25 protein-coding genes and 2 pseudogenes are annotated in these 24,229 nt (G+C 69.1%); 8 read left to right on the forward strand and 19 right to left on the reverse strand.

Going from position 1 to position 24,229, the window contains the following annotated elements:
* Nucleotides 1-23: 23 nt before the first annotated feature.
* From ABZ924_RS16820 to ABZ924_RS16850, 7 genes and pseudogenes are all read right to left on the reverse strand, one after another.
* Complete coding sequence (locus ABZ924_RS16820; RefSeq protein ID WP_361909509.1) at nt 24-581, reverse strand: GGDEF domain-containing protein; 558 nt, start codon at nt 579-581, stop codon at nt 24-26.
* A gap of 87 nt (nt 582-668) precedes the next feature.
* Nucleotides 669-986: a SpdD protein gene (locus ABZ924_RS16825; RefSeq protein ID WP_361909512.1), complete on the reverse strand. Its 318-nt coding sequence runs from the start codon at nt 984-986 to the stop codon at nt 669-671.
* A gap of 18 nt (nt 987-1,004) precedes the next feature.
* Nucleotides 1,005-1,163 carry a hypothetical protein gene (locus ABZ924_RS16830; protein WP_361909514.1) on the reverse strand — a complete coding sequence of 53 codons (159 nt, stop codon included), beginning with the start codon at nt 1,161-1,163 and terminating at the stop codon, nt 1,005-1,007.
* Nucleotides 1,164-1,180: 17 nt separating this feature from the next.
* The gene (locus ABZ924_RS16835) at nt 1,181-1,375 is read right to left on the reverse strand and encodes a mobile element transfer protein (protein ID WP_361909517.1); all 195 of its coding nucleotides are present in this window, start codon (nt 1,373-1,375) and stop codon (nt 1,181-1,183) included.
* 13 nt (nt 1,376-1,388) lie between these two features.
* On the reverse strand, nt 1,389-2,057 hold the full coding sequence (locus ABZ924_RS16840) for a DUF2637 domain-containing protein (protein ID WP_361909520.1): 669 nt from the start codon (nt 2,055-2,057) through the stop codon (nt 1,389-1,391).
* A gap of 72 nt (nt 2,058-2,129) precedes the next feature.
* Nucleotides 2,130-2,315, reverse strand: a complete 186-nt coding sequence (locus ABZ924_RS16845; protein WP_361909523.1) for a hypothetical protein — start codon at nt 2,313-2,315, stop codon at nt 2,130-2,132.
* Between the two features lie 84 nt (nt 2,316-2,399).
* Nucleotides 2,400-3,098 (reverse strand): annotated as a pseudogene (locus tag ABZ924_RS16850) (FtsK/SpoIIIE domain-containing protein); the annotation flags it as partial.
* A 55-nt stretch (nt 3,099-3,153) separates the two neighbouring features.
* Here ABZ924_RS16850 and ABZ924_RS16855 point away from each other — a divergent pair.
* The 3 genes from ABZ924_RS16855 to ABZ924_RS16865 all read left to right on the forward strand — a co-directional run bounded on the left by ABZ924_RS16855 (nt 3,154) and on the right by ABZ924_RS16865 (nt 3,935).
* Nucleotides 3,154-3,429 carry a hypothetical protein gene (locus tag ABZ924_RS16855; protein ID WP_361909526.1) on the forward strand — a complete coding sequence of 92 codons (276 nt, stop codon included), beginning with the start codon at nt 3,154-3,156 and terminating at the stop codon, nt 3,427-3,429.
* A 106-nt stretch (nt 3,430-3,535) separates the two neighbouring features.
* The gene (locus ABZ924_RS16860; protein ID WP_361909599.1) at nt 3,536-3,706 is read left to right on the forward strand and encodes a hypothetical protein; all 171 of its coding nucleotides are present in this window, start codon (nt 3,536-3,538) and stop codon (nt 3,704-3,706) included.
* Nucleotides 3,666-3,935 carry a hypothetical protein gene (locus ABZ924_RS16865; RefSeq protein ID WP_361909529.1) on the forward strand — a complete coding sequence of 90 codons (270 nt, stop codon included), beginning with the start codon at nt 3,666-3,668 and terminating at the stop codon, nt 3,933-3,935. The genes ABZ924_RS16860 and ABZ924_RS16865 overlap by 41 nt, the downstream gene beginning before the upstream one ends.
* 9 nt (nt 3,936-3,944) lie before the next feature.
* Here the strand turns inward: ABZ924_RS16865 and ABZ924_RS16870 are convergent, their stop codons facing one another.
* On the reverse strand, nt 3,945-4,862 hold the full coding sequence (locus ABZ924_RS16870; protein ID WP_361909532.1) for a nuclease-related domain-containing protein: 918 nt from the start codon (nt 4,860-4,862) through the stop codon (nt 3,945-3,947).
* A gap of 566 nt (nt 4,863-5,428) precedes the next feature.
* Between ABZ924_RS16870 and ABZ924_RS16875 the strand changes: the two are divergent.
* A pseudogene (locus tag ABZ924_RS16875) lies at nt 5,429-6,234 on the forward strand (IS5 family transposase).
* A gap of 9 nt (nt 6,235-6,243) precedes the next feature.
* On the opposite strand, the gene ABZ924_RS16880 reads toward ABZ924_RS16875, so the two are convergent.
* Nucleotides 6,244-8,403: an AarF/UbiB family protein gene (locus tag ABZ924_RS16880; protein ID WP_361909535.1), complete on the reverse strand. Its 2,160-nt coding sequence runs from the start codon at nt 8,401-8,403 to the stop codon at nt 6,244-6,246.
* A gap of 842 nt (nt 8,404-9,245) precedes the next feature.
* Entirely contained in the window at nt 9,246-10,079 is an 834-nt protein-coding gene (locus tag ABZ924_RS16885; RefSeq protein ID WP_361909539.1) for a vWA domain-containing protein, read from the reverse strand.
* A 370-nt stretch (nt 10,080-10,449) separates the two neighbouring features.
* Between ABZ924_RS16885 and ABZ924_RS16890 the strand changes: the two genes are divergently transcribed.
* Both ABZ924_RS16890 and ABZ924_RS16895 read left to right on the forward strand, forming a co-directional pair.
* Complete coding sequence (locus ABZ924_RS16890; protein ID WP_361909542.1) at nt 10,450-11,223, forward strand: DUF4231 domain-containing protein; 774 nt, start codon at nt 10,450-10,452, stop codon at nt 11,221-11,223.
* A gap of 60 nt (nt 11,224-11,283) precedes the next feature.
* Complete coding sequence (locus ABZ924_RS16895) at nt 11,284-12,039, forward strand: GntR family transcriptional regulator (RefSeq protein WP_361909545.1); 756 nt, start codon at nt 11,284-11,286, stop codon at nt 12,037-12,039.
* A 6-nt stretch (nt 12,040-12,045) separates the two neighbouring features.
* On the opposite strand, the gene ABZ924_RS16900 is transcribed toward ABZ924_RS16895, so the two are convergent.
* From ABZ924_RS16900 to ABZ924_RS16920, 5 genes are all read right to left on the reverse strand, one after another.
* Nucleotides 12,046-12,513, reverse strand: a complete 468-nt coding sequence (locus ABZ924_RS16900; protein ID WP_361909601.1) for a DUF4240 domain-containing protein — start codon at nt 12,511-12,513, stop codon at nt 12,046-12,048.
* Between the two features lie 1,028 nt (nt 12,514-13,541).
* The gene (locus tag ABZ924_RS16905) at nt 13,542-13,868 is read right to left on the reverse strand and encodes a hypothetical protein (protein ID WP_361909548.1); all 327 of its coding nucleotides are present in this window, start codon (nt 13,866-13,868) and stop codon (nt 13,542-13,544) included.
* 166 nt (nt 13,869-14,034) lie between these two features.
* Nucleotides 14,035-14,229 (reverse strand): hypothetical protein, encoded by a 195-nt coding sequence (locus ABZ924_RS16910; protein WP_030159386.1) that lies wholly within the window; start codon nt 14,227-14,229, stop codon nt 14,035-14,037.
* A 143-nt stretch (nt 14,230-14,372) separates the two neighbouring features.
* Nucleotides 14,373-14,828: an HD domain-containing protein gene (locus ABZ924_RS16915; protein WP_361909551.1), complete on the reverse strand. Its 456-nt coding sequence runs from the start codon at nt 14,826-14,828 to the stop codon at nt 14,373-14,375.
* On the reverse strand, nt 14,825-16,228 hold the full coding sequence (locus tag ABZ924_RS16920; RefSeq protein WP_361909553.1) for a pyridoxal-dependent decarboxylase: 1,404 nt from the start codon (nt 16,226-16,228) through the stop codon (nt 14,825-14,827). Before ABZ924_RS16920 ends, ABZ924_RS16915 begins: the two co-directional genes overlap by 4 nt.
* Nucleotides 16,229-17,244: 1,016 nt before the next feature.
* Here ABZ924_RS16920 and ABZ924_RS16925 point away from each other — a divergent pair.
* Complete coding sequence (locus ABZ924_RS16925) at nt 17,245-17,886, forward strand: DUF4232 domain-containing protein (RefSeq protein ID WP_361909556.1); 642 nt, start codon at nt 17,245-17,247, stop codon at nt 17,884-17,886.
* Nucleotides 17,883-18,485: an AAA family ATPase gene (locus ABZ924_RS16930; protein WP_361909559.1), complete on the forward strand. Its 603-nt coding sequence runs from the start codon at nt 17,883-17,885 to the stop codon at nt 18,483-18,485. The genes ABZ924_RS16925 and ABZ924_RS16930 overlap by 4 nt, the downstream gene beginning before the upstream one ends.
* A 36-nt stretch (nt 18,486-18,521) precedes the next feature.
* On the opposite strand, the gene ABZ924_RS16935 is transcribed toward ABZ924_RS16930, so the two are convergent.
* From ABZ924_RS16935 to ABZ924_RS16950, 4 genes are all read right to left on the reverse strand, one after another.
* Nucleotides 18,522-20,948, reverse strand: a complete 2,427-nt coding sequence (locus tag ABZ924_RS16935) for an FtsX-like permease family protein (RefSeq protein ID WP_361909562.1) — start codon at nt 20,946-20,948, stop codon at nt 18,522-18,524.
* Nucleotides 20,948-21,760: an ABC transporter ATP-binding protein gene (locus ABZ924_RS16940; protein ID WP_361909564.1), complete on the reverse strand. Its 813-nt coding sequence runs from the start codon at nt 21,758-21,760 to the stop codon at nt 20,948-20,950. The genes ABZ924_RS16935 and ABZ924_RS16940 overlap by 1 nt, the downstream gene beginning before the upstream one ends.
* 122 nt (nt 21,761-21,882) lie before the next feature.
* Nucleotides 21,883-23,025 carry a PP2C family protein-serine/threonine phosphatase gene (locus tag ABZ924_RS16945; protein WP_361909567.1) on the reverse strand — a complete coding sequence of 381 codons (1,143 nt, stop codon included), beginning with the start codon at nt 23,023-23,025 and terminating at the stop codon, nt 21,883-21,885.
* Nucleotides 23,026-23,393: 368 nt separating this feature from the next.
* Complete coding sequence (locus ABZ924_RS16950; protein ID WP_361909570.1) at nt 23,394-24,200, reverse strand: DNA-formamidopyrimidine glycosylase family protein; 807 nt, start codon at nt 24,198-24,200, stop codon at nt 23,394-23,396.
* Between the last annotated feature and the right edge of the window lie 29 nt (nt 24,201-24,229).

Raw genomic sequence — 24,229 nt, forward strand, 5'->3', positions numbered from 1 at the left:
CTTGTGCGTCGCCCGGAGGCCGGTCAGCGGTGGGTGTGGCGCGGGGTACGGCGCCCGGTGGTGCCCTTGGCCGCGTACATGGCGGCGTCGGCACCGCGGAGGGCCTCGGAGAGGCTGAGCAGGGGCAGGTCCGCCATGCGGCAAGAGCCGACCGAGACGGAAACCGGCAGCTCGCGGCCCTCGTAGTTCACCGGGGCGTGGAGGGCGGCGGTGAGGTCGGCGTGTGCCCTGGAGTAGTCGGGGTGGCGGTGGACGGCGACGAATTCGTCTCCGCCGAGGCGGCCGGCGAAGCCGTGGCGGCCGCACCAGGCGGTGAGCCGGGCGGCGGTGGCGACGAGGGCGGCGTCTCCGGCGGCGTGGCCGTGAGTGTCGTTGAGGTGCTTGAAGTCGTCCAGGTCGATCAGGAGGACGACGGAGTCATTGCGGCGGATGAAGCGCTCGGCACGTGCGGTCCATCCGGCTCGGGTGTGCAGGCCGGTCAGCGGGTCGCGGCGGGCGGCAGCCAGGCGGTGGGTGAGGAGGCTGGAGTGTGCGGCCCAGCCGACGAGCGGCAGGCATAAGGCGAGCGATTGCGGGTCCACGATGCTCCTTCGTGCGGTCGGAAGTGGCAGGTGGGCGGCCGGGGGCGGCGATGCTTGGTGGCTTGTGACGCCCCGGAGGCCAGACGGTCAGCGGTTGCCGAACTCCTGGCGCAGGGCGCGGACCAGGAACAGGACCACCACGGCGCTGATGGACAGCGCGACGGCGGTGACGGCAACGGCCAGGAGGAGCGAGACGGCGACGGACGCCAGCGCCAGGACTCCGGCGACAGCGCCGGCGGCGAGGGCAACCGCGGCGCCGGGCGTCTTCGGGGCCAGGGCGCCGAGGCCGGCCGGGGTCCTCGCCGAGGCCGAGGCGGTGTCGGATTGGTCGGCGCCCGGGACCGGGGTCGGGCGGACCGTCGCCGGGGTGTAGGCGTCGGGGGTGGGGTACTTGGGCTTGAGCACCGGGGTCTCCTTCCAGGGCTACTTGGTGATCGCGGTGTTGATCGCGGGGGCGAGGAAGCTGTCCGCGAGGAGGAAGCCGCCGAGGAGGATCACGGCGACCAGCCACCAGGGCGGGCGGATGAGCTTCACGCCGAGGACGCCGACGGCGAGCAGTGCGAACCAGAGCGGGACATCCATGCCAGTGGCCTTTCGGGTCAGCGGACGCGGCAGCGGTGGGAGCGGGCGGCGAGCTGGGCGGCGGTACTGGTCGTGTAGTTGGTGACCGACCAACCGCAGCCGTCGGTGGTGCAGACGGCGGCGTGCTTGGTGCGGCCGTGACGGTCGCGGTAGGTGCCGATTTGGACGGGGCCGATCTGCATGAGCGAGTGGAAGCGGTCGGGCGCAGGCATGGGTGTGGTCCTCTCAGGCGAGTTGGGCGGCGATGGCATCGGCCATGGCGGGCGGTACGCCGAGGCGGGCGCGGAGCGTGTCGGTGTCGAGCGGGCTGCCGGTTCGGGCCACGTGGTCGGCGGACAGCTTCCGGGCGTGCTCGACGAGTGCGGCGGGCACAGCTACCGGCTCCGGCTCCGGAGGCGGCGCGGTAAGGGCAGGGAGCTCGACCTCGACCTCGACCGGGATGTCGGGCGCCGGCTCGGGGGCGGGGGCGGGTTCGCGTTCGATGACGGCCGGCGGAACTTCTGTCCCGTCGGCCACCGCCTGGGCGGTCGGGTGCACAAGGAGGGTTCCGCCGAGAAAGGCGAGGGCGGGCCAGCCGGCCACGAGGATCCGAAGCCAGGCCGGGACGTGGTTCAGGTCGAGGAGTCCGGCGGTGGCCACGTTGGCGCCGAGAGAAGCGGTCAGGGCGACGGTGAACCAGAGCCAGGCCGTACGGGTCGGTTCCTCCCCGGCCCGGAGGATGCGGAGCTTGTGCCAGGCGGCGACGAGGAGCAGGTCCACGCTGATCGGGTAGGCCCAGGCTTTCCATCCGGACTGTCCGGCGGCTTCGGCAAGGTCGTGCAGGTGGGCGAAGGACAGGGCGCCTGCGATCACGGCTTGCACGAGGACGGCGTCCGGGCGGGGTATGGGGCGCATGCAGGTGTCCTCCTTTCGGGGGTGGAGGCCAGGACGAGCGTGGTCTAACGGCCAGCCGCCCGTCCCGGCCGGTCAGGTGGTCGGCGCTTCACCGGAGCCGAAGCAGGTGCTGCACAGCGCGGCCTGCCGGTCTGCCGTCTCGCGGGTGCGCCGACGGGAGCCGACTCGTACGGTCTCGGTGGTCTCGCCCTCGCCGACGCAGTCCGGGCAGGCCGCGGGCTTCTTCGGGCGGGCAGTGGTCTTCCTGGTGGTGGCCATGGGGTCTCCGTTCCTGGTTCCAGGCATGGGAGGGGTAGGGAGCTGGCGTGATGCGGTCACACCGACCGAGGGGAAGGGGGCGTCTCAGGCGCCGGCCGGGGCTGTACTCGGGATGACCTTGCCGGTCAGGACCGGCGCGGGCAGTACGGGCCGGAACTCGTCCAGTACGGGAATGGACGGGGTGCGGTGAGCATGGGCGTTGCAGACGTTCACGGCCTGCCGCAGCGAGAGGTGCGGCGTGCGGATGCGGACCCAGCCGCCGGAGGAGTCGCCGGCCACGGCGGTGCCGGGGCGATCGGTGGGGATCTGGACGGTGGCGAGGACGGCGTCCGGGGAGATGTCACCGAAGGCCATGTTCGCCGAGGTCTCGTCGTTGACCCTGTGGGCGGTACGGCCGCTGAGCTGGGCGCGCAGCATGGTGATGCCCTTGCCGAGCTCCGAGCCGAAGCGTTGCCCGCATACCTCCAGGTAGATGCCGGCCGCCCGGCCGAGCTGGGCCACCCGGACCAGGTCGGTGATGATCCGGTCCCGGCGGGCCTCTTCCGCCTTGGTGGCGTACAGAGCGAGCTCCGCCACCTCGTCGATCAGAACGACGACCGGCACGGGCCGCAGGTGGCGCGGCAAGTCCCAGATGTTCGCGGTGATCTCTGCGTCCGGGATGCCGGAGCTGATGCCTTGCTCGCGGCGGATCAGGTCGTAGACCTCCCCCATCCGAACGACCAGCGCCGCGAGCAGGTCGGCCGTGGTGTCGGGGTTGTCCGCGAAGGCGGTGAAGCGGCGGGACCGTCAGCGACAGAGCCGTCCACCCGATGAAGCCACGGCGGCGGAGCTGGGAGACATGCAACTCGCTGTGGACCTCGGCCCCCAGATCGACACCAGCACCCTCCCCACCGAACGCCGGACCCGGCACAACCTCGAAGTGGCGCGAGCGCTGAGCGCGCACAACCGCCTGGACGACGCGCTCTCGAAGATCCTTGAGGCGGAGGTCTGGGCACCGGAGCAGGTACGGAGCCACTACCTCGCGCGAGAGCTGGTCCTCACCTGGGTCCGCAACCAACGCGGACGACCGAGCCGAACCCTGGCCGACCTCGCCGGCCGACTCCACGTGATCTGACCTATGTAGGCTCACCTGCATGGCAGCGAACGAGCACGAGGCAAAGATGGCGCACCCGCGCATGGCCGCGGGTGTGCTCTTTTTTGATTCCGCCGACCACGTCCTGATGGTGGAGACCACCTACAAGCAGTACTGGGACATCCCAGGTGGCTACGTCGAAACGGGCGAGTCTCCACTTCAGCGCTGCCAGGCGAGAAGTCGAAGAGGAGCTAGGCATCACTCCTCCCCTCGGCCGCTTGCTGGTCGTGGACTGGGCCCCGAACCCAGGCGAAGGTGACAAGGTCCTGTACCTCTTCGACGGCGGACAGCTGGCCCCAGAGACCTTGACGCTGATCGCTTTGCAGGCCGACGAACTGAAGAGCTACGCATTCCTGGCACCGGACGAGATCAACGAGCGCACGATCCCGCGACTCGCCCGCCGGATCCTTGCCGCGACGGAGGCCCGCCGGGAAGGCGTGCAGGCCTACCTGGAGCACGGCGAGCACCCTCAGAAAGCAAGCGCCTGACGCGGAGGCTCACGACCGAAGCCAGGCACGTCGGTGGCGGGCTACTGCGTAGACCTGCTCCACCTGCTGCTCGGTGAGCTTGCCCGACAGCGGACCAAGTGCTGCGACCTCCCGCTCCAGATAGATCCGCACGGTGTGCTGCGTGGCGGCCCGCCGAATCGAGTCCGCGCCGGCAAACACAAGCACGGGTTCCACGGGAACGGCGAAGCCGCAATACCGCTCAAGCACCCTTCGAGCGTATGCCGCCTCCGCTTTGCCAGCAGCCGCGTATGGAACGGGCGGGCCGCCGTTGACCTTGGCCATCTCGTCACCGATCCAGATGGAAGCACCGGGATGGGTCTTGGTGTTGACGGTGAAGACTCCGCCAGGGCCGATCAGCAAGTGGTCGATGTCCCCGCCGTTGCTCTTGGCCACTCCGTGCAGGACCCTCCATCCGTGGGCAGTCAGCCGGTGTAACTCCCGACCGACACGACGCTCACCTTTGAGGCCGGTGTACCAGGTGTCCCACTCCGAGGAACGCCGCAACAACTTCGACCAGGTCCGCTGCAGAGGCGACGGTCCACGTGCGGCGATGGTCTCGATGAGCACCGACCCCGGGCGGTTCCGCGCAAGGTCGTCCGCCACGGTCAGTTCTGGCAACTTCCCCGGTCGACCGTGTCGCGGCGTACCAGCCTCAGCGGAGCCCTGCGGCTCTGTCGCACCGACATCCCGAGGCGGAGCCGATCCCGACGACGCTAGCAGCACGGTTACCGAGTCCCCGAGATGCGAGCGCAGCAAAGCTGCCGCATCACCCTTGTACTGTGGCACCTTGATCGTGATGACCTTGGTAGCCACGTCCGCCCACGCAACGGCGGTGCCGTCCGGCAGGTTCACGTACAGCCGATCCTTGCCATGCCGCTTCCACCGATTCACCGTCAGATCGCCCATCGGCACATGGGACCAGCCGTCCACGACCCCGACAAGAGGGCCTTGCGGTAAGACTTTCTCTACTTCATCAAGGCACCCGCCGCGCACGCGCGGCGCGTGCGGCCCAGCGCCCGGGCCTGCGCTGCTGTCTCCGCCCCGCTCCAGCCCGGCCGCCGTCCGCACGCCTGACAGCTTGGGTTGATGGGTGGCGCACCCACGATGTGGCCGAGGCGTTACGCAAGTGCGGCTCAAGACGATGCCTCCGGCGGGGGCGCTCCGACTCCGGGATGGGGGAGGGCCGTACACGGGTGCTGGTGGGTGGGTTGTAGCGGTGGGGAACTCCCATCCCGTCTGCCGTCGACCCAGGCAAAGCCGAGCAGACACGGCACCGGGCGTCCAGGTCGTTCGTACAGTGGCGCGCTCCACCTGGACGCCCGGCACCGCGCCTGCTCCACGGTGTGTGGGTCGACGGCAGACGGGATGGGAGCAGGATGCACTCTGGCGGCGGCCGTCCCTCAGTCGCCCGCAACCCCATATGACCATGTCCTATGTGGTAAGGCGGTCGTTGGAGTCGTCATGGGGCAGGGTTGTGGAGTTGGATTGTTCGGGACGGGCTGTGGGATCCCGAAGCCGCTGATCCCACCGTCGAGGGTCCGGCCGGCGGGTGGCGGAACGCAGGACACGCCTGATGAGACGCTGCGCGCCGCAATCATCTACGCGCTGGCGTCCGGACGCGCCTGGCGGGGTTGCCGCCGTGCTTCGGCATATCGATGTCGACCGCGCATCGCCGGTTCCTGATCTGGTCCAGCCAGGGCCGGAGTATGGGGTCGGCTGCGCGAGGAGATCCTGCACCGGCTCGACGACGCCAGCCTCCTCGACCTTTCACGTGCGGTCTTCCGACTCCGCCCAGGTGTCGGCAAAAAAGGGGTGAACTCACAGGCCCAAGCCCCGTAGACCGAGGCAAGGCGGGGTCTAAGCTGCACGACCTGTCGGACGCGAACGGACTGCCCCTGGTCGTCGGCGTCTCGGCGGCCAACACCCACGACAGCCAGGCCGTGAAACCCACGGTGCTCGGTTACCACACGAAACACGCCCCCACCGTGGCCGTCACTTCAAACCCCAGCACCTTCATGCCGACAAGGCCTACGACATTCCCGAGCTGCGGAAATGGCTACGTGGCGAACGAATCGGCGTCCACATCGCCCGTAAAGGCATCGATTCATCCGAGATGCTCGGGCGCCGCCGGTGGGTGGTCGGACGGTCCATGTTCTGGCTGACCGACTACGGCAGAATCAACCACCGCTACGAGCGCCACCCCCGTAATTATCTGCCCTTTCTCGGTCTAGCCGCTTCCCTGTACTACTACAAGCGGCTCGTCCGTCTCACGACATAGGACATGGTCTTAGCGTCGCAGAAAGATAAAAGCGAGGTATCGAGTGTAGGACAGGCTGCTCACCTTATTCGCCAACACGATCTGCGAACGCTGGACTTCGCTAGCTTCGTTCGCCACAGAACGGAAGCTTGCAATTTGGCTGTCAAGTACCGTCAACTGGGCGTGCAATTCCGCGATTTCACCCTGCTGGAGATCGGCCATTGCTGTGCGTGCGGTGATCGTTTCGCGGCGGACAACCTCCCGCCTACGTTCGACTTCCTCGTTAATCTCGACTTCCCGGTTGGTCATTTCCAAGAAGCGATCATTGAACTTGTATCTGATCTGTGTTTCTTCATCCCCTGGAAGCCGGATCGAGCACGCCGAGCGAGCTTCATTCTCGCATCGCAGCCGCCACTTTCTCAAAACGGAAGCCTTACCGGAGCCAATCCCGGGAACCTTGACCGACCGGCCGTCACGGGTCAAGATTCGAACATTCGAGCCGCTCTTCGTCTGGCTGACCCCGACGATATCTGCTGCACTCAGGATATCTGCTCTCGCGAGTGCACCCTTATCCTTCGAAGTGATGGTGCTGAGGCGCGCATCCGCGATCAAATAGGTGGGTAGTGCTGCTTCTACCCAAGGTTGCTGGAGAGGCATCAACGCACCGTCTAGAGCGCTCTGCAAGTCGTCTTTTATCAACTTCAAGTCACTATAGATCGCTTCGGTGGCAGCATTTCTCCACGACTCGATTCGAGCTAGGCTTGAGTGTAGTTGGTGAGTCAACTCCTGGTTTTGTTCAGCGTGCACCTCGACCATGCGTTCCTGTTCAGCGAGGATATTCGAGCGTTCCTTTGAAGCGGCAAGATACTTAGATGCTGCCTCCTGTGCGTAGCCCAGCAGCTGCTCCAAACTTCGCTGCTCATTTCGCAGAGCTGCAATCTCGGCCCTTTTATAGTGCACGCGTGCGGACCCGACGAAGAACGTAACCGAAAGCAGGAGAAAGATTATGAGGGCTACGCCGAAACCTGGAGCGAGGAACGCTGCCGTCCCCAGTGAGAGAGTGACAGATAGAAATCCAAGTAGAGCCAAGGCCCCTTCCTCCAGGCGCCATTCTTCGAATCTAACGACAGGGCTGATTTCCTGAATGACACGTGTGGAAATGTGCTCATTGAGCCAGTCCGGAATTCCGCTTTTCGCGTTGTTCCGATACTGCCCGTCACCGTCCGCTCTCGATTCATCGTCGTTCTTGCCGGCGCGAGAGAGTCTGTCATCTAGCGCCGGAACCTCATTTAGCGGGAGTTCGCAAAGCGCTTCAAGCCATTTCATGAGCTCGCTAACTTCCAGGTTCCCATGACGGACCAGCCCTGGAAAATGTGCAGATCCTTCCGGATTTTCGAAGTCGTCCTCCGTCAGAAGCAGGTACTCACCGTCGGGCTCGTGAAATTGTGTCCAGATTGCCGGGTCTGCCGCGATAGCAATGAGTGAAATGTAGATAACCCACGAAGAAAAATTGTCGACGCTGAGATCGAAATCTTCGAGAGACCGGTTCGGTGATTGGTAGTTTCGATGCCCTACCTCGTTACTCGTCTGCCCACTGAGTAAAGGAACGAACATGCCGTCATAGTCCACCAGCCGTAGAGTAAGGTCGTCAGTGACCAGAAGATTTCCGTGCTGCAGATCTCCGTGGGCAATCCCAAGATTATGTAGATCATCTATTAGGTCGAAAAATTTGCAAGCCAACGCAGCTACAGCAGCTTGGTCTTCGTGGTGCTCGTCCAGCCACGCTGTGAGACTCTTCCCCTCAGCCCACTCCATTACGAGGATTGGGTATCGATATCCCTCTACGAGTATGCCATCAGGAATATATTCGAAGTCAATCTTCCAGGGTTGCGAAAGGGTCGCCTTGTCAATCTTGTTCAAGTGTTCAGTGACATCGCGATACCTAGTTGCCTGATCACTCACGGGGCGCGTGAAGCATTTCACTGCCATACGCTGTCCGTCAGCACAGACAAGGGAGAGTACAATTGCCGAGTTTCCCGAAATGGGCTTAGGCATGCCCATCGCATCCCTGACCGGCTGCGCACTTTTCAGTGTTGGGCGGGTGAAGCAAATTTGTGGATTTTGCAGGGCCGTGACATATTGAGCCCCACCCGGAAGCTTATTGACTGCGATTTCTCGCGGATTTCCCATTCATTATCCTGTTATGCGAATGTGCATGAGGGCAATATCGTCGTTCCTGAGATCCCCGCGTGCGATTCGATTCGTGAGCCAACCCTCTATCCCGTTACCTCCGTCTATTGCGTCCGCTTGCCTGATGCTATCCAGAATCGCAGATATCTCACCAATGTTTCCCCTTTCGGTTACGTCGAGGAACCAGGAGGCTAGGGAGTCTGTCATTAGAAGAAAGTCGTCACCATGTCTAAAATTCCCATAAGTGAATTTCGTGTAGTGACAAACCCGCTCGATGCTGGCCCTGCTACCTAGAAGTTTTGGCGTTATGCCGAAATCCTTAGACGATTCGACTGGAAAATGTGACAGGATGGTCTGTCCGCGGATGTGAAACAGGCAGGAGTCACCCAAGGCTGCAGCGTGCCAGGAGCCGGTCAACGTCGACGAGTTGTTGCTCTTCTCAAAATAGATCGCCAAGAAAGTAGCGAATGAGCCCTGAGCGATCTTTGCTTCTTCGTACCAGCGAAGGGGATTAGACGAATCAGAGCGTTGTTTAATGTAGCTAGCGAGCCATACCTCCCAGCTGTTTTGAAGCCGAGAGACGCACTTTCGGAAATTATCCCCCGGGCCCCAAATGGATTCGGGTACGGCATAGACTATGTTCGCGGTCTGCCTAGTAATAATGTCGGACCAGGTTCGCGCAAGAATGCTCTCAGATGCTCCATCAGAGATTACTGCCACGACGGGCCAGGAGCCCTCACGATCGTCAAACAGTCCGTTCACGCAATAGGCAGAGTCCTCACACTCATCTGCGGTGCTACCCCTTTTGGGGATGATGGCTGTTCGCGAAATCGCGAATTTTGTCACCGGAGATCCGAGGTTCGTGTACCGATGTCGAGGAATTGCACGATGGTGCTGATGTCCGCATTGTAGACAAAGCCGCGAGTTTCATCGTTCACTCGATACCCTAGAGAGTTTGCATAGGAACGCATGTGGCTCGGGAGCCGGCTCGACATCGAATAAAGAAGACGGGAATAATCGTCAGGCAGCGCAGTCTCGGAGTGAGGAAATGTCATTGGGTGGCCCCCTGATTCAGACACATGCAGGTTGAATAGAAGCGCCGCACCGTCTGCGGTAGTCAACTTGCAGATTTCAGCGCCTGATTCTGCAGGGTCACCATCAGTTGATTGCCCATCAGTGATGTTTAGTACGATCGGCGGGAAGCTGCCAGGGTGCTCTGATACCCAATTCTCTACCAGGCTCTTTGCATATCGCAGCGCCATGTTCATAGGCGTCCCGCCGGCTGCCGCTGGCTCCAGCCAAACAGGAAGACTGAACGCCGAGTCTACGAGGCCGCCGGCGCCGTCAGGCACCTTTCTGATCCGCTGGTCCACCCTTGCAGGGTTGTCTGCGATTTGCGATAGAGGGACAAGGTCACGGTCCGTAAGTTTGCCGCTGAACGCGGACTCTACAGTTCCTCCGTAGCCGATGACTGCCACCTGAAAATAGTCCCGAACACCACTTTCCTTGGCGCACTTGACCGTAAGCTCGAAAAGGAGACGGTTGATGGAGTCGGCGACTACCTCGGATTTGGGCTGCGGAACTTCTCCGCCAATTAGCTCTGCCATGGATGTGGATCGGTCAACCAGGAAAATTAGACAGGCTGGGTTGCTACGGCTGATCTCTGCCGTGTACATCGTCCGGACCTCCAGCTGTGATGGCGAGCAGTCGGGCTGACGTGCCCAGCTGCGGCAAGCCTCTGTCAAGGGGGCACAGTCTAGGCGGGAGACCAGGTCATGACAGGGGTTTTGGGTTAGCAAGCAAGTCGGCAGAGCTCCTGAGGTCGAGGCTTCCCACTGCCCGCGAGCTGAGCTGCGTCCGCTCACAGCAAGGCAGACCAAGCTTGCTGCACCACAAAGTGGAATCCTGCGTTCCGCGCGATCGAAGGCGATACATTGGCTGCGCTGGCACAGGAGAGCTCGGGGAGGGTGCATGTCGGGGGACCAGAGCGGCGCCGGAAGGCAGTTGGCTAGATCTCTCAAGCGGCAGGCTGCCGAAGCAGAGTCAATGCTGATCATGCGCCGTAGAGCAAAAAGATGGTTTTGGGTCTTTTTTGTGGTTCTGGCAACTTCTGTGTTGGTTGCATCGTTGGCTTCGGCAGCGGCTTGGGGTAACGAAGTAGTTCAGAAAGTCGATCTGATTTGTGGCGTGCTCGCTGCGATTTCTGGTAGTGCTGGGCTGGGCCTTAAATTTTGGATTCGCCGCCGAGGGATGCCTGGCCTTGAAGAGGCTGAGGCGACACTCGAAAGAATCCGTGATGATCTGCGGTGGACAGAGGCGGGCAATGCCGTTTCTAGCGAGTTGAGTCAGAGTCTCTACAGGGCTGATATTGCAGCTCACATCTCCCAGTATCAAGATGAAAGTGACAAGTACAGAAAGGTTCACAATCGGCTTCAATCGGTAATTATCATCGGGTCCCTTTCTACTACCACTGTGGCCGCGCTACAAGCGGGAGAGATGACGCTCGATAGGTGGATCACGGTAGGGCTAAGTTTCTGTGTGGGGCTAGCTGCTGGATTTATGGGGTACTTCAAGTTCCGAGAGCGCAGTTTTTATCTCCAGCAAACTGCCGATTTGATCGAGCAGGAGGTCAATGCGATGACGTTGGGAATCGGTGACTATTCCGGCTTGACGCGGCCGGAAGCTCTTGCTCGCCTTGTTGAGAGAGTTGAAGTTTTCCGGAATGAGCAGCGCCGTCGGCAGCAGCAGCTAGACCAACCCGTTGAGGAGCACGTCGCCGGATCAGCTGAGTGGAGCAGATCGTCAGGCGCCGCCGGCTGAAGTGACGGTGGCCCTGCTGTAGAAGTAGGGACCGGAGTGCGAGACGACTAGATTTTCCACATGCCTGAGCAGCCGCCTTATCTCCGTATCGCCGACGTCCTTCGGCAGCGGATCGCGGAGCATGAGTGGACGGCCGGCGATCGGCTGCCGTCTCGCGCCCAGATCGCCGAGGAGTGCGGTGTCGGCGAGAACGTGGTCCGCCGGGCGCAGGAGTTGCTGATCTCGCAGGGCGTGCTGGAGGGGCGAGCGGGGTCAGGGACCTATGTCGCGGAGCCTCGGCGGCGTGTGCGGGTTGTTCGGTCCTCGGCGCGTGAGCAGCCCGGCGGTTCGCCGTTCCGGGCGGACATGCAGGCCTTGGGCAAGCAGGGCAACTGGGAGAGCCGGGACGAAGCGAAGGTGCCGGCACCGGGCGAGATCGCGGCGCGGCTCGGGATTGCCGAGGGTGAGCTGTGCGTCCGGACCGTTTACGAGTTCCTCGCTGATGGTCGGCCGGTGCAGTTGTCGACGAGTTGGGAGCCGTACGGGCTCACCGCGGGCACGCTGGTTGTGCTGCCGGAGGGTGGGCCGCATGCCTGCATTGGCGTCGTGAACCGGATGGCCGCGATCGGGATCACCGTCAGCCATGCCGTGGAGCAGCCGGAGCCGCGGCACGCTACCGCCGAGGAGGCATCGCTCCTCGGGATCCAGAAGGCCGCGCTCGTCACGCACATCCGGCGGACGTACTACAGCGACCAGGGGCAGCCCGTGGAGACGGCGGACATCGTCATTCCCGCCGCACTGTGCGAGGTCGTCTACGAGATCCCTGTCGGTCGCTGACTCGCCTCAGCTCTGTAGGTGCGGCCAACCGTCCCTGTTTGAGAAGCTTTCGAAGCAATACCGCGTCGCACGGTCCCATTCCTCGCCAGTGGCCAGTTCGTATGCCTTGTCCGGCACGTACAGCAGCCACTCGCCGTCGTACTCCGTGGAGGTGTACGGGGCGAACTTGTCGACGTCGAAGAAGACGCCTTCCCACACGGCCTGTCCTGCCGCGACGACCGCACAGCGGGCGTACAGGAACTGGTCGGCCGACTGAGGGAATGGGCGCCCATCCCGGTCGCTCAGATCGACGACCGGAAGAGTGCCGAACTTCTCCTGGTCCAAGCGGTAGAGGGCCTCACCATGACGCTCGGCGAAGCCGATGATGTCGTGAACGGAGCGACGCCCCAGCTTCTCGGCGAGGCGTCGGCAGCCCGCTTGGGTGGCCTCACCGTTCAACGTGTCTATAAGCGCCCAGAAGTCGGCCCATGTCATGTTCACGGGTGCAGGTTGTCAGGACGGTCTGACATCTACCCCTCAGCCCGGCGTGCGCCGGCGCAGGCCACCAGTTCGTCACCGTCTTCCGTGAGGAAGATCGTGTAAATCCATGAGATGTCGGAGGCTGTGATGTACCCGATGCGGACGGGCTGAGCGCGCTCACGGAGGAGTTCCAGCGCTCGTTCCCACCCCAGGTTCTCTGCGCCCTTCCTCCGCACGCTTCGAAGTCGTCGCGAAAGTCCCTGCATGGCTGTCTGAGAGCCTCGTACAGGCTTCCCACACGACGTACTCGGCGCCGTCGGCGAGGGCCGCCAGAGCGCCCTTGGATGCCTCGTCGTCGCCGGCCAGCAACCGCATCAACTCATGCCGTTCCATCGGCCCTCCCTGGCTGGCATCTTGCGGTGCGGCAGGATGTGCTGCAACCGCGTATACCGCCCGCCAGTGGACGTCAGTCGTTCCTCACGAGGGGGTAGCGATGCACACGCTCACGAGTCTGGCCGGCCGAGAAATGTCGCCCAGGGGGAGGCCGTCTTCCTGCTGCTCTGGGGTCTGGGCTTGAGTCTCGTGGGCGGGTTCCTGGCCTTCAGGAGCGGTGCCGAGGTCATGGCGGCGTATGGCGACCAGGTGCAACAGGACGTCCACGATGCGTACGGATGGGGTGCCCCGCCCGATGCTGCGACACGGAAGCGGAGACGCAGCATCGCAAGGTTTGTGGGGTGGGTGCTCGCGGTGGTGGGCCCGGCATGCGCGATCACCGGGATAGTCCTGCTCGCACAACAGTGAGCCCGCTCCCGGGACCGTGCCCCTTGCGTGCCCGATCAGGCAGCGGCGGAGGGGGAATCGCGGGGATGGCGGTGCCGGTACGGCTCAGCCGCAGGTCAGCGAACGCGTAGGTCAGGCGGGATCCGCGTACGCGATCTTCCAAACTAGCTACGCGGGTTCGATTCCCGTCACCCGCTCTGAACGGCGAAGGGCCAGGTCAGAGGATGTTTCCTCCGCCTGGCCCTTCGGCGTTGCGGCGTGGGTCAGTGCGTGATCTCGACGCAGTGGACCGTGGTCTTGCCGTCGGCCGTCTTGACTACGTACGTGCTGCCACTCAGGCCGCCGACGTCGAAGCGTCCGGTCTTGTCGGTGGGGACGGAACCCGAAGCCGAGCCGGAGTAGGTCACTTTCATGCCGGCGGGGAATCCCTCGCCCCACAGGTGGTACTTGCCTGCCGAATCCACCTCGACGTTGCACTTCGCGGCGGCGGGGGCTGCGGTGGTCGCGGCGTGCGCGGCAAGGGCGGGGCCCACCGCGAGCGCGGGGGCCACGAGGAGCGTGAGTGCTGCAAGACGGCGTGTGCGGTTCATCGTTCAACCTGCCTTGGGGACGGTGCCGGTACGGCCGGTGAGGCGCGACGGCTCCGATGCCCGCGGCAGGGTCGTACGGGACGCCGAGGGAGAGACTCGGTCCGTTACGCCGTACTGATGCCGTTTTCAGCCTATCCTCCGATGTGCCGCACGGCATCTGGCCGGACTAGAGCTTGATGCCGGCGATCGTGTCCGCGAGGGAGTTCAGGAAGCGGTTGACGTCCGGGGCGATGGAGCTCGAGGCCAGGAAGAAGCCGAAGAGGACGGCGACGATCGCCGGGCCGGCCTTGATGTGGTTGCCGCGGATCAGCACCACCAGGATGACCGCCAACAGAACCACCACTGACAGCGAAATGGCCACTACTGATCACACCTTCGGTCGTCCCCGGCTCGGCCTGGGGCGCACGGCCGCGCACACCCCCACATGGACCATCCTCCCACCAACGAGGCCCCGCTATCCGCCCGCTGAGCGTCCGTCGGCGACGGTTTTCCGCCACCGGCGCGTCACGGCGTGGGCAGGCCCAGGAGGGAGCGCACGCGGGCGTACTTCGCCGTGAGCCGCTCGCGGGTGGGCGCGTCCAGGACGGACAGGCGTACGGGATCGGCGTTGTGGGCCAGGTCCGCCTCCTTGACCAGCAGGGCTCCCGGGGTGGCGAGGATACGGGCCGCGTACTCCTCGACCGGCTCCCCCGGGCGCTTGGTGACGGCCAGGACCATGTCCTTCACCGACTGCGGGAGAGAGGCGGAATCCAGCCATGCCCGGCTGAGGGCCTCGTCCTCGACGGAGTCGTGCAGCCAGGCCGCCGCCTGCTGCTCCGCGCTGCCGCCGCGGGCGCGGACGCCCTCCGCCACCGCCGCGAGGTGCTCCGCGTACGGCCGGCCGGCCTTGTCGGTCTGCCCCTCGTGCGCGGCGCGCGCCAGCGCCTCGACCTCCGCGAGGGTGAGCGGGTCACTTGTCATGCGGTTCCCTTCGCCGTCCGGTGCGCCGCCGCGCGCAGCGCCCGTGCCGCACGGTGCACATCGGCCTCCGTTGTGCGCCAGTTGGAGAACGCCGCGCGCAGGGCGGGAGTTCCCGCGTACACGGTCGGCGTGACGAACACCTCGGCCGCCGCAGCCTCCCGCAGGGCCGTGAGCCGGGCCGGCGTCGGGTCGTCGGCGAGGGTGAAGCAGACGACGTTGAGGCGGACCGGGGCCAGGAGGCGGAAGGCCGGGTCCTGCTCCAGTTCCGCGCCGAGGGCCCGGGCGCAGGCGATGTCGCGCTCGACGATCTCGCGGTGGCCCTCCCGGCCGTACGCGCGCAGCGTGAACCAGGCGGCCAGGGCGCGCAGCCGGTGCGAGTTCTCGGGGGTGAGGTGGACCAGGTCGGGGGTCTCCCCCAGGGGGCCGAGGTAGGCGGCGGCGTTCTGGTACACGCGGGCCTGGAGGTCGGGGCGGCGGGTGAACTGGACCGCGCTGTCGTAGGGGACGTTGAGCCACTTGTGGAGGTCGACGCAGACGGAGTCGGAGGCGTCGAGCCCGTCGACGAGGTGGGAGTGGCGTGGGGAGAGCGCGGCGAAGGCGCCGAAGGCGGCGTCGGTGTGGAGCCAGAAGTCGTGGCGGTCCTTGAGGGCGGCGACGGCGCGCAGGTCGTCGAAGTCGACGGTGTTGACGGTGCCGGCGTTGGCGACGACGACGGCGGGGCCGGGGGTGTCGGCGAGGGCGCGGTCGAGGGCGGCGGGGTCGACGGCCTCGCGCCCGGGCAGGGTGGGCACCGGTACGAGGCCGGCGCGGCCGATGCCGAGGACGGACAGGGCCTTGGCGATGGAGGAGTGCGGGGCGCCGGAGAGCACGCGGACGGGTCCGAGGGCGGCGGCCCCGTCCTCGGCCGGGGAGACCCCGAGGCGTTCGCCGAGCCATTCGCGGGCGATGGCGAGGCCGGTGGTGTTGGACTGGGTCGCGCCGCTGACGAACGCGCCGCTGTGCGCGGCGCCGAGGCCGAACAGCTCGCGGAGCCAGCCGACGGTCTCGCGCTCCAGCTCCTGGCCGGCGCCGTCGAGGGCGGAGTTGGAGTTCTGGTCGTGGGCGGAGGTCAGCCAGTCGCCGGCGAGGGCGGCCGGGGTGGCGCCGCCGGTGACGAAGCCGAGGTAGCGGGGGCCGGCCGAGGCCGACAGGCGGGGCGCCCAGCGCCGGGCGAAGGCGTCGAGGGCGGCCTCGGTGCCGGCGGCGCGGTCCGGGAGCGGCTCGGGGACCGGCGGCTGCGCCGGGGGCGGCGGTACGACGGGACGCGCGTCGAGGGCTGCGAGGGCGTCGGCGGCGGCGCGGCGGGTGGTCTCGAGGAGCTCGGGGAGACGGGCGAGGTCGGCGGCTAGGGTGCGGTCCATGCGCGGCACGGTAGGGGCCGGGCGGCCGCGGCGGACCGGCCAATCCGGCGAAAGTGGCCGGTCCACGGCGGCCTGCGGCGGCCCGGCCGGGGTCGACGGCGGCACGGCCCCGCCCAGGATCGCCGCCCCGCCGCCCCGCCGGCACGCGGCACGCGGCACGCGGCACGCGGCACGCGGCACGCGGCACGCGGCACGGCAACGGCCCCGCCGGGGGCAGCGCACCGTTGGCACCGCCCGCTGACAGCACGACCCCCGGAGCCTGCAGGCCGCCGGCCAAGCCAACGGCACGGCCTCCCCCGGGGTCGGCGCGCCGCCGACGCGGCAACGGCATGGGCCCGCGGAGTCTGCGGCCCGCCGGCACCCCGCCCGACAACGACACGGCGCTGCCGAAGCCGACGCCAACGGCACGGCCTCCGCCAGGGTCGGCGCGCCGCCGACGCGGCCCGGCAACGGCACGGGCCCGCGGGTCTGCGGCCCGCGGGCACCGCCCGGCAACGGCACGGCGCTGCCGAAGCCGACGCCCGGCCAACGGCACGGCCTCCGCCAGGGTCGGCGCGCCGCCGACGCGGCAACGGCATGGGCCCGCGGAGTCTGCGGCCCGCCGGCACCGCCCGACAACGACACGGCGCTGCCGAAGCCGACGCCCGGCCAACGGCACGGCCTCCGCCAGGGTCGGCGCGCCGCCGACGCGGCCCGGCAACGGCACGGGCCCGCGGAGTCTGCGGCCCGCGGGCACCGCCCGGCAACGGCACGGCGCTGTCTGTGTCGCGTCCCGCCGGCGCGCGGCCAACGGCACGGCCCCGCGGGCGTCCGCAGCCCCGTCGGCGCGGCACGGCGACGGTACGGCCCCGCCCGGGTGTGCGTGCGGCCGGCCCGGCCAGCGGCACGGCATCGCCGGGGTAGTCGCGGACCGGCGGGGGGCGCGGGCCCGGCGGTTGCGCGGCCCGGGCGTCGGCGCCACGCCGGGCGGGCTGCGGGGTCGTGGTGGTGCCCAGGGGGTGTCGTACGGTCGGTGGATGGGTGCAATACGCAGGACAGCAGGACTCATTGGGGCCGCGGCCGCCATGGCTGCGCTGGCGGGGTGCAGCACACCGCCCGCCCCGGCGGCCGCACCGGGGCCGAGCAGTCGGGAGACCCGGCCGGGCGGCCCGGGCCGGGAGCAGCCGCAGTCCCCGAAGACCACCGGCGGACCGACCGCGGTGACGCCGTCGGCACCGGCGTGCCCCGAGGGCGGGGTACGGGTGGTCGAAGGGGGCGGGGACGCCGCGATGGGCCTGCGGATCGCGAGCGTACGGCTGGTCAACTGCGGGACCGCGCCGTACGAGCTCGAGGGCCATCCGCAGATCAGGCTGCTGGACAGGAAGCGGGCGCCGGTGGAGGCGGAGGTGAAGCACGGCTCGGCCGACATCACCACGGGCGTGCCGAGCATGGACGCGCCTGCCGAGCGGGTGACGCTCCAGCCGGGGCAGGAGGCGTCCTTCGGGATGCTGTGGCGCAACACCGTGACCGAGTTCGACGTGCCCGCCGTCGAGGGCTGGGCGGTGGAGGTGACGCCCAAGCCGGGCGCGCCCCGGGTGACCGCGGAGCTGACGGCCCCGGTGGACCTCGGCAACACCGGCAGGCTGGGCATCAGCGCCTGGTCGGCGGTGGACCGGTGATCGTCTGGCTCAACGGGCCCTTCGGGGGCGGGAAGACGCAGACCGCGTACGAGCTGCACCGGCGGCTGCCGGGCAGTGTCGTGTGCGATCCGGAGCACGTGGGCTTCGGGCTGCACCGGATGCTTCCGGAGCAGCTGCGGGGGGACTTCCAGGACCTGTCGGCGTGGCGGCAGGGCGTGTTCGAGGTGCTGGACCTGGCCGCGCGGCGGCATCCGGGGCCGGTGCTGGTGCCGATGACGGTCACCGAGCCGCGCTACCTGGACGAGACCGTGGGGCGGCTGCGCGGGGCGGGCCACGACGTACGGCACTTCGCGCTGCTGGCCGAGCGGGAGACCGTACTGCGCCGACTGCGGGAGCGAGGTCTCGGGCGGGGGCTGAAGCGGGAGAGCTTCGCGGTGTCCCGGCTGGACGGCTGCCTGGAGGCGCTGCGGTTGCCGGAGTTCGCCGACCACTTGGTCACCGACCGCCTGACGGTGTCGCAGGTCGCGGGCCGGGTCGCGGAGCTGTCGGGGCTGCAGGCGGCCCCGGACACCGACGGCGCGCTGCGCGGGCGGCTGCGGCGCGCGCTGGTCGGCGTCCGGCACATCCGCTTCGACTGACGGCGGCCGGGGCGGCCGGGTCCCCGGGCACGGCCGTCAGGGCCGGGCCGCGGTGCGCAGGGCCCAGCGGCCCGGGATCAGCGTCGCGGCCAGTCCGAGGCCCAGCACGGCCGCCGCGATGGAGGCGTAGAGCAGCGGGGGGATGTGCGGGGGCGCTCCGGTGACCGCCCTGGTCAGCGGGTTCAGGGTGGCCAGGGCGATCGCGGTGCCGAGGGCGGTGCCCGCGCCGCCGATGAGCAGGGCCTCCCAGCGCAGCATGCGCAGCACCTGGCGGCGGGTGGAGCCGACGAGGCGCAGCATCCGCAGCTCGCGGCGGCGGTCGAGGACGGTCATGACCAGGGTGTTGGCGGCGGCGACGGCCGCGAAGCCGCCGAGGACGGCCGCCATGGTGGTGTTGGCCCAGGCGCCCAGCTCCCGGTCCTGGCTCTGCCGGGCGGTCCACTGCGCGGCCGGGATCGCGGCGCCCGCTGCGGCGGCCGGGGCCGGGCCGCGGACCAGGAGTTCCGTCGGGCGCCCGGCGGTGGTGCGGCCGGCGAGGTCCGCGGCCGGCAGGGTGACCTGGCCGAGGCCGAGGCCGCGGGTGTAGACGGCGACGACCTCGGGGGCGGCCGGTGTCCCGTCGGGCAGCCGCAGGGCGATGCGGTCGCCGACGGAGGCCCGGGCGGCCTCGGCGAGGGTGCGGTCCAGTGCGACGGTGCCGGGGCGCAGGCGGGCGAGGCTGCCCTCGCGTACGCCGAGGTCCTGGACGGTGGCGAGGTCGGCGCCGGAGGGGACGCCCTGTGCCGATGCGGTCTCCAGGCGGCGGTCGCCGCCGGAGCCGACTTCGGCGAGGACCGCGGTACGGGTGACCGGGACCCCGGATCCCGCCCCGGCCGAGGAGCCCGGGCCGGGGACCACGTGGTCGGCGAGCAGGCCGGTCTCCTGCTGCTGCCGCACGGCCCGCTCCTCGCTCGTGTGCAGGAAGACCAGGGTCGAGGAGAAGGCCGTGGCGAGCACGATGGGGGTGATCGCGGAGGCGAGCCGGCGGGCGTGGGTGCGGGAGTTGGCGGCGGCCAGGGCCCCGGGGGCGCCGCCGGCGCGCAGCGGGAGGCCGAGGACGGCGGTGCAGGCGCGGGCGATCAGCGGGCCGAGCAGGGCCACGGCGAGCATGAACAGCATGACGACGCCCAGCGCGGCGTTGGCGGCGTCCTCTCCGGTGCCGGTGGCGGCGAGGCCGGCGCAGGCGGTGCCGCCGGCGAGTGCGGCGAGCCCGAGGGGCGTACGGATCCACCCGGGGCGCAGGCGTTCCACCGCGGCGGCGGCGAGGGCCAGGCCGGGGCGGATCCGGGCGGGGCGGCGGGCGGCGGCCAGGCCGGCGAGCAGGGCGGTGGCGAGGCCGAGGGCGACGGCCGAGGCGAGGGGGATCCAGGAGACGGTGAGGTCGACGCCGGCCGGGATCGCGCCCTTCTCCTTCAGCTGCCCGAACCACCAGGCGGCCAGCGCGGTGCCGGGTACGCAGCCCAGCGCGCCCGCGGCCGGCGCGACGAGCAGGGCTTCGGTGGCGACGGTGCGGCGGATCTGCCGCGGGGTGGCTCCGAGGGCCCGCAGCAGCGCGAACTCGCGGGAGCGCAGGCCGACGGAGAGCGCGACGGTTGCGGCGGCGGTGAAGACGGCGACCAGGGTGGCGATGCCGCCGAAGGAGCCGCCGATGCCGGACAGGAGTTCCTTGGCCCCGTCGAGCTGCGGGTCCAGGGCGCGGGCGGGGCCGGTGAGCACGAGGGCGCGCCCGTCGAGGGCGGTGCGGGCCCGGGCGGCGAGGGCCTCGGGGTCGCCGGGGCCGAGCAGGACGACGGCGTCGAGGGCGTCGGGGTGTCCGGACAGGGCGCGGGCCTCGGCGTCGGAGAACCACACGCCGGCGCCGTCGGCCCGCCCGACGATCCGGAAGTCCCGCAGCCCGGCGGGGGTGTCCAGGGCGATCCGCTCCCCGCGGGTCCCGAGCGGCCCGGCACCGAGGCCGACGACGACCTCCCCCGAACCCTGCGGGGCCCGCCCGTCACGGAGCGCGGTCCTGGTGAAGGCGGTGGCTCCCCACCCGCCGGCCTCGATGTCGGGCCCGCCGGCGCCCCCGGCCCCGGCGGCCGCCCGTACGGGGAACACCACGTCCGGCACGGACCGTCCCAGCGGGGCGAGGCAGTCGAGCAGGGCGGCGTCGAGGCGGGCGCGGTCGGGGACGCGGGCGGTGGCTTCGTAGGCGCCGTCCCCGCTGCCCACCCGCAGGCGGGCCTGCTGGTCGGCGGCGACGACGACCGGGGCGGCGGCGTACCGGGTGGGCTCCACGCGGGCCCGTACCCCGGTCTCCAGCAGGATCCCGCAGGCGGCGGTGACGGCGACGGTCAGGAGCAGGGCGACGAAGGTGCCGGCGAACGCGGCGGGACGGAAGTGCACCGCCGCGCGCGCCAGGCCGTTGGGGCGGCGCAGCGGCATCAGGCGGCTGCTCCGGCGTACGCCGGTGCGGTGAGGGCGGTCATCCGCGCGGCGATGGTGGCGGCGGAGCTGTTCGGGAGCCGGTCGGCGATGAGCCCGTCGGCGAGGAAGAGCACCTGGTCGGCGTGGGCTGCGGCCGCCGGGTCGTGGGTGACCATGACGACGGTGGCGCCGAGGGAGTCGACGGCGGCCCGCAGGAGGCCGAGGACCTCGGCGGCGGTGGTGGTGTCGAGGGCGCCGGTGGGCTCGTCGGCGAAGACGACGTCGGGCCGGGTGATCAGGGCGCGGGCGATGGCGACGCGCTGCTGCTGGCCGCCGGAGAGTTCGGCGGGGCGGCGGCGGCCCTTGCCGTCGAGGCCGACGCGGGCGAGCAGGTCGGCCGCCCGGGCCCGGACCTGCCCGGAGGTGCCGCCTCCGGCGAGCCGCATCGGGAGCAGCACGTTCTGCTCGACGGTGAGGGAGGGCAGCAGGTTGAACGCCTGGAAGACGAAGCCGAGGCGGCTGCGGCGGAGCTCGGTGAGCTCGTTCTCGTTCATGCCGGTGATCTCGGTGCCACCGAGGCGGACGGAGCCGGCGGTGGGCAGGTCGAGTCCGGCGGCGCACTGCAGGAAGGTGGACTTGCCGGAGCCTGAGGGGCCCATGACGGCGGTGAAGCTGCCGCGGGGCAGGCTGAGGTCGATCCCGCGCAGCGCGTGGACCGTCGCGGCGCCGCGCCCGTACTCCCTCCGTACGCCGCGCAGTTCGACGGCGGCCGTGGTGTCGTACGCCGCCTGTCCGCTCTCGCGCTGCCGCCTGCTGCTCCGGAACCCCATGGATCGACCGCCTCCGCCGTGTCGTCGTTTCGTGCTCGCATCCCGACGCTACGGAGCGGGGCCGGGCGGCGGCCATGGCGGAGCCCGGCGCATCGGGGGTGGGGAAAACCCCACCTACGCGCCTACGGGGCTCGGCGGATCAGGAGCAGGGCGCGGTCGTCGTTGACGTCCTTGGCGACCTTTTCGATGAGGTGCCAGGCGGCGCCCTCCCAGCCGGAGGCGACGTACCGGTCGGCCTCGCCGGTGAGGCGGTCGATGCCCTCGCTGATGTCGCGGTCGGCGGTCTCGACGAGCCCGTCGGTGAAGAGCATCAGGACGTCGCCGCGGCGCAGGTTGCCGCGGACGGGTTCGAACGCGGCGCCATCGTAGACGCCGAGGAGGGGACCTTCGCCGGACTTCTCCTGCCAGCGGCCGGTGCCCGCGGAGAGCTGGAGGGCGGGCAGGTGGCCGGCGGAGAGGAGTTCGTAGTCGCCGGTCTCGAGGTCCAGGACGAGGTGGATGGAGGTGGCGAAGCCCTCGTCCCAGTCCTGGCGCAGGAGGTAGCCGTTGGCAGCGGGCAGGAAGCCGTGCGGGGGCAGGGCGCCGAGGAGGCCGCCGAAGGCGCCGGACAGGAGCAGGGCGCGGGAGCCGGCCTCCATGCCCTTGCCGGAGACGTCGGTCAGGACGATCTCCAGGGTGCGGCCGCCGTTGGTGCGGGCGGCGACGACGAAGTCGCCGGAGAAGGACTGGCCGCCGGCGGGGCGCAGGGCCATCTCGCGGTGCCAGCCGCGGGGCAGGGTGGGCAGCTTGCTCTGGACGCGGATGCGTTCGCGCAGGTCGAAGAGCATGGTGCCGCCGCGCCGCCAGGGCACGCCGACGCGGCTGCGGAACTGGGCGATGACGAGCCCGAAGAATCCGCAGGCGGCGACGACCAGGACGGTGCCGGGGGTGACGCGGGCGGGCCCCTGGGTGTAGGGGCCGAGGACGAGGGCCTCGACGATCAGGGCGGCCGCGGAGGCCGCGTACAGGGCGAGGAGGCTGGCGGGGCGCAGCAGCAAGCCGCCGGCGACGATGGGCAGGACGAGCGCGGCGGGCGAGAACCACACCGGGAGCATGAGGGTGCCGAAGGCGATGGCGGGGACGGTCGCGAGGAGGCCGGCGAAGGCCAGCCAGTCGGAGGCGTCGCCGCGGAAGTAGTCGACCGCGGATTTGCGCAGCGCGGTGCGTGCCCGGTGCGACAGCATGCGCGCCCGGGCCATGAGCGTCTCCACACGTGCTCCGGCCATGTCTTTCGGGACCCTATCCATCCTGCCTGTGCGCGCGCAGGGGGACCCCCGGACCGGAGGGTTCCTTTGTCGGCTCGGTCGGGCGCGAGGTGTCCGAAAACGCCGGGTACGCGCCGCCACGCCCCGCGGCCGGGGTGGCCTGGCCGACACCCGGGAGGGTGACGAGCCGCTCGCGGCGCTGACGGCCCCGGTCCGGCCCCGAGGGAACCCGGCTCCATCCAGCCCGCGCGACGTTTGAGCGCACCGGGCGCGGAGCGCCCGCAAAAACGGGGTCCGGGGCGGAGCCCCGGTTCGGGGAAGGGGCGGGGAGGGGCAGGCTCCGCGCAGCGGCCACCGCGCCGGGCGGGCCCCCGGTCAGCGGGCCACGGCTAGCGGGTCTGGCAGCCCGGGCACCAGAAGAGGTTGCGGGCCGCGAGGTCGGCGGTGCGGATCTCCGCCCCGCAGATGTGGCACGGCAGGTGCGCCCGCCGGTAGACGTACACCTCGCCCCCGTGGTCGTCGACCCGCGGCGGCCGCCCCATGGCCTCCGGCAGGTGCTCGTCCCGCACGGTGTCGATGCGGTTCTTGCGCACGCCCTCCCGCATCAGCACCGCCAGGTCCGCCCACATCGCGTCCCACTCGGCACGGGTGACGTCCTTGCCCGGCCGGTACGGGTCGATGCCGTGCCGGAAGAGGACCTCGGCGCGGTACACGTTGCCGACCCCGGCGACGACCTTCTGGTCCATGAGCAGCGCGGCGATGGTGGTGCGGGAGCGGGAGATCCGCTTCCATGCGCGGTCCGGGTCGTCGGCTGCCCGCAGCGGGTCCGGCCCGAGCCGGTCGTGTATCGCCTTCTTCTCCGCGTCGCCGATCAGCGCGCAGGCCGTCGGACCGCGCAGGTCGGCGTGGTGCTCCTCGTTCAGCAGCCGCAGCCGTACGGTGTCCGCGGCCGGCGGGGCCGGCACGGGGCCGAAGCCGAGCTTGCCGAAGAGGCCGAGGTGGATGTGGATCCAGGCGTCGCCGAGCTCCAGGAACAGGTGCTTGCCGTGCGCCTCGGCGCTCTCCAGCTCCCGCCCGTCGAGCAGCGCGGCACTCTCGGCGAACCGGCCCTGCGGGCTGCTCACCCGGACCGGCCGGGCGGCGAACCGCTCGGTGTGGTCCTGGGCGAGGCGGTGGATCGTATGCCCCTCGGGCACGGCTGCTCTCCTCGGGTCTGCCGCCGCGC

Source organism: Streptomyces sp. NPDC046876, from assembly GCF_040645035.1.
GTDB lineage: Bacteria > Actinomycetota > Actinomycetes > Streptomycetales > Streptomycetaceae > Streptomyces.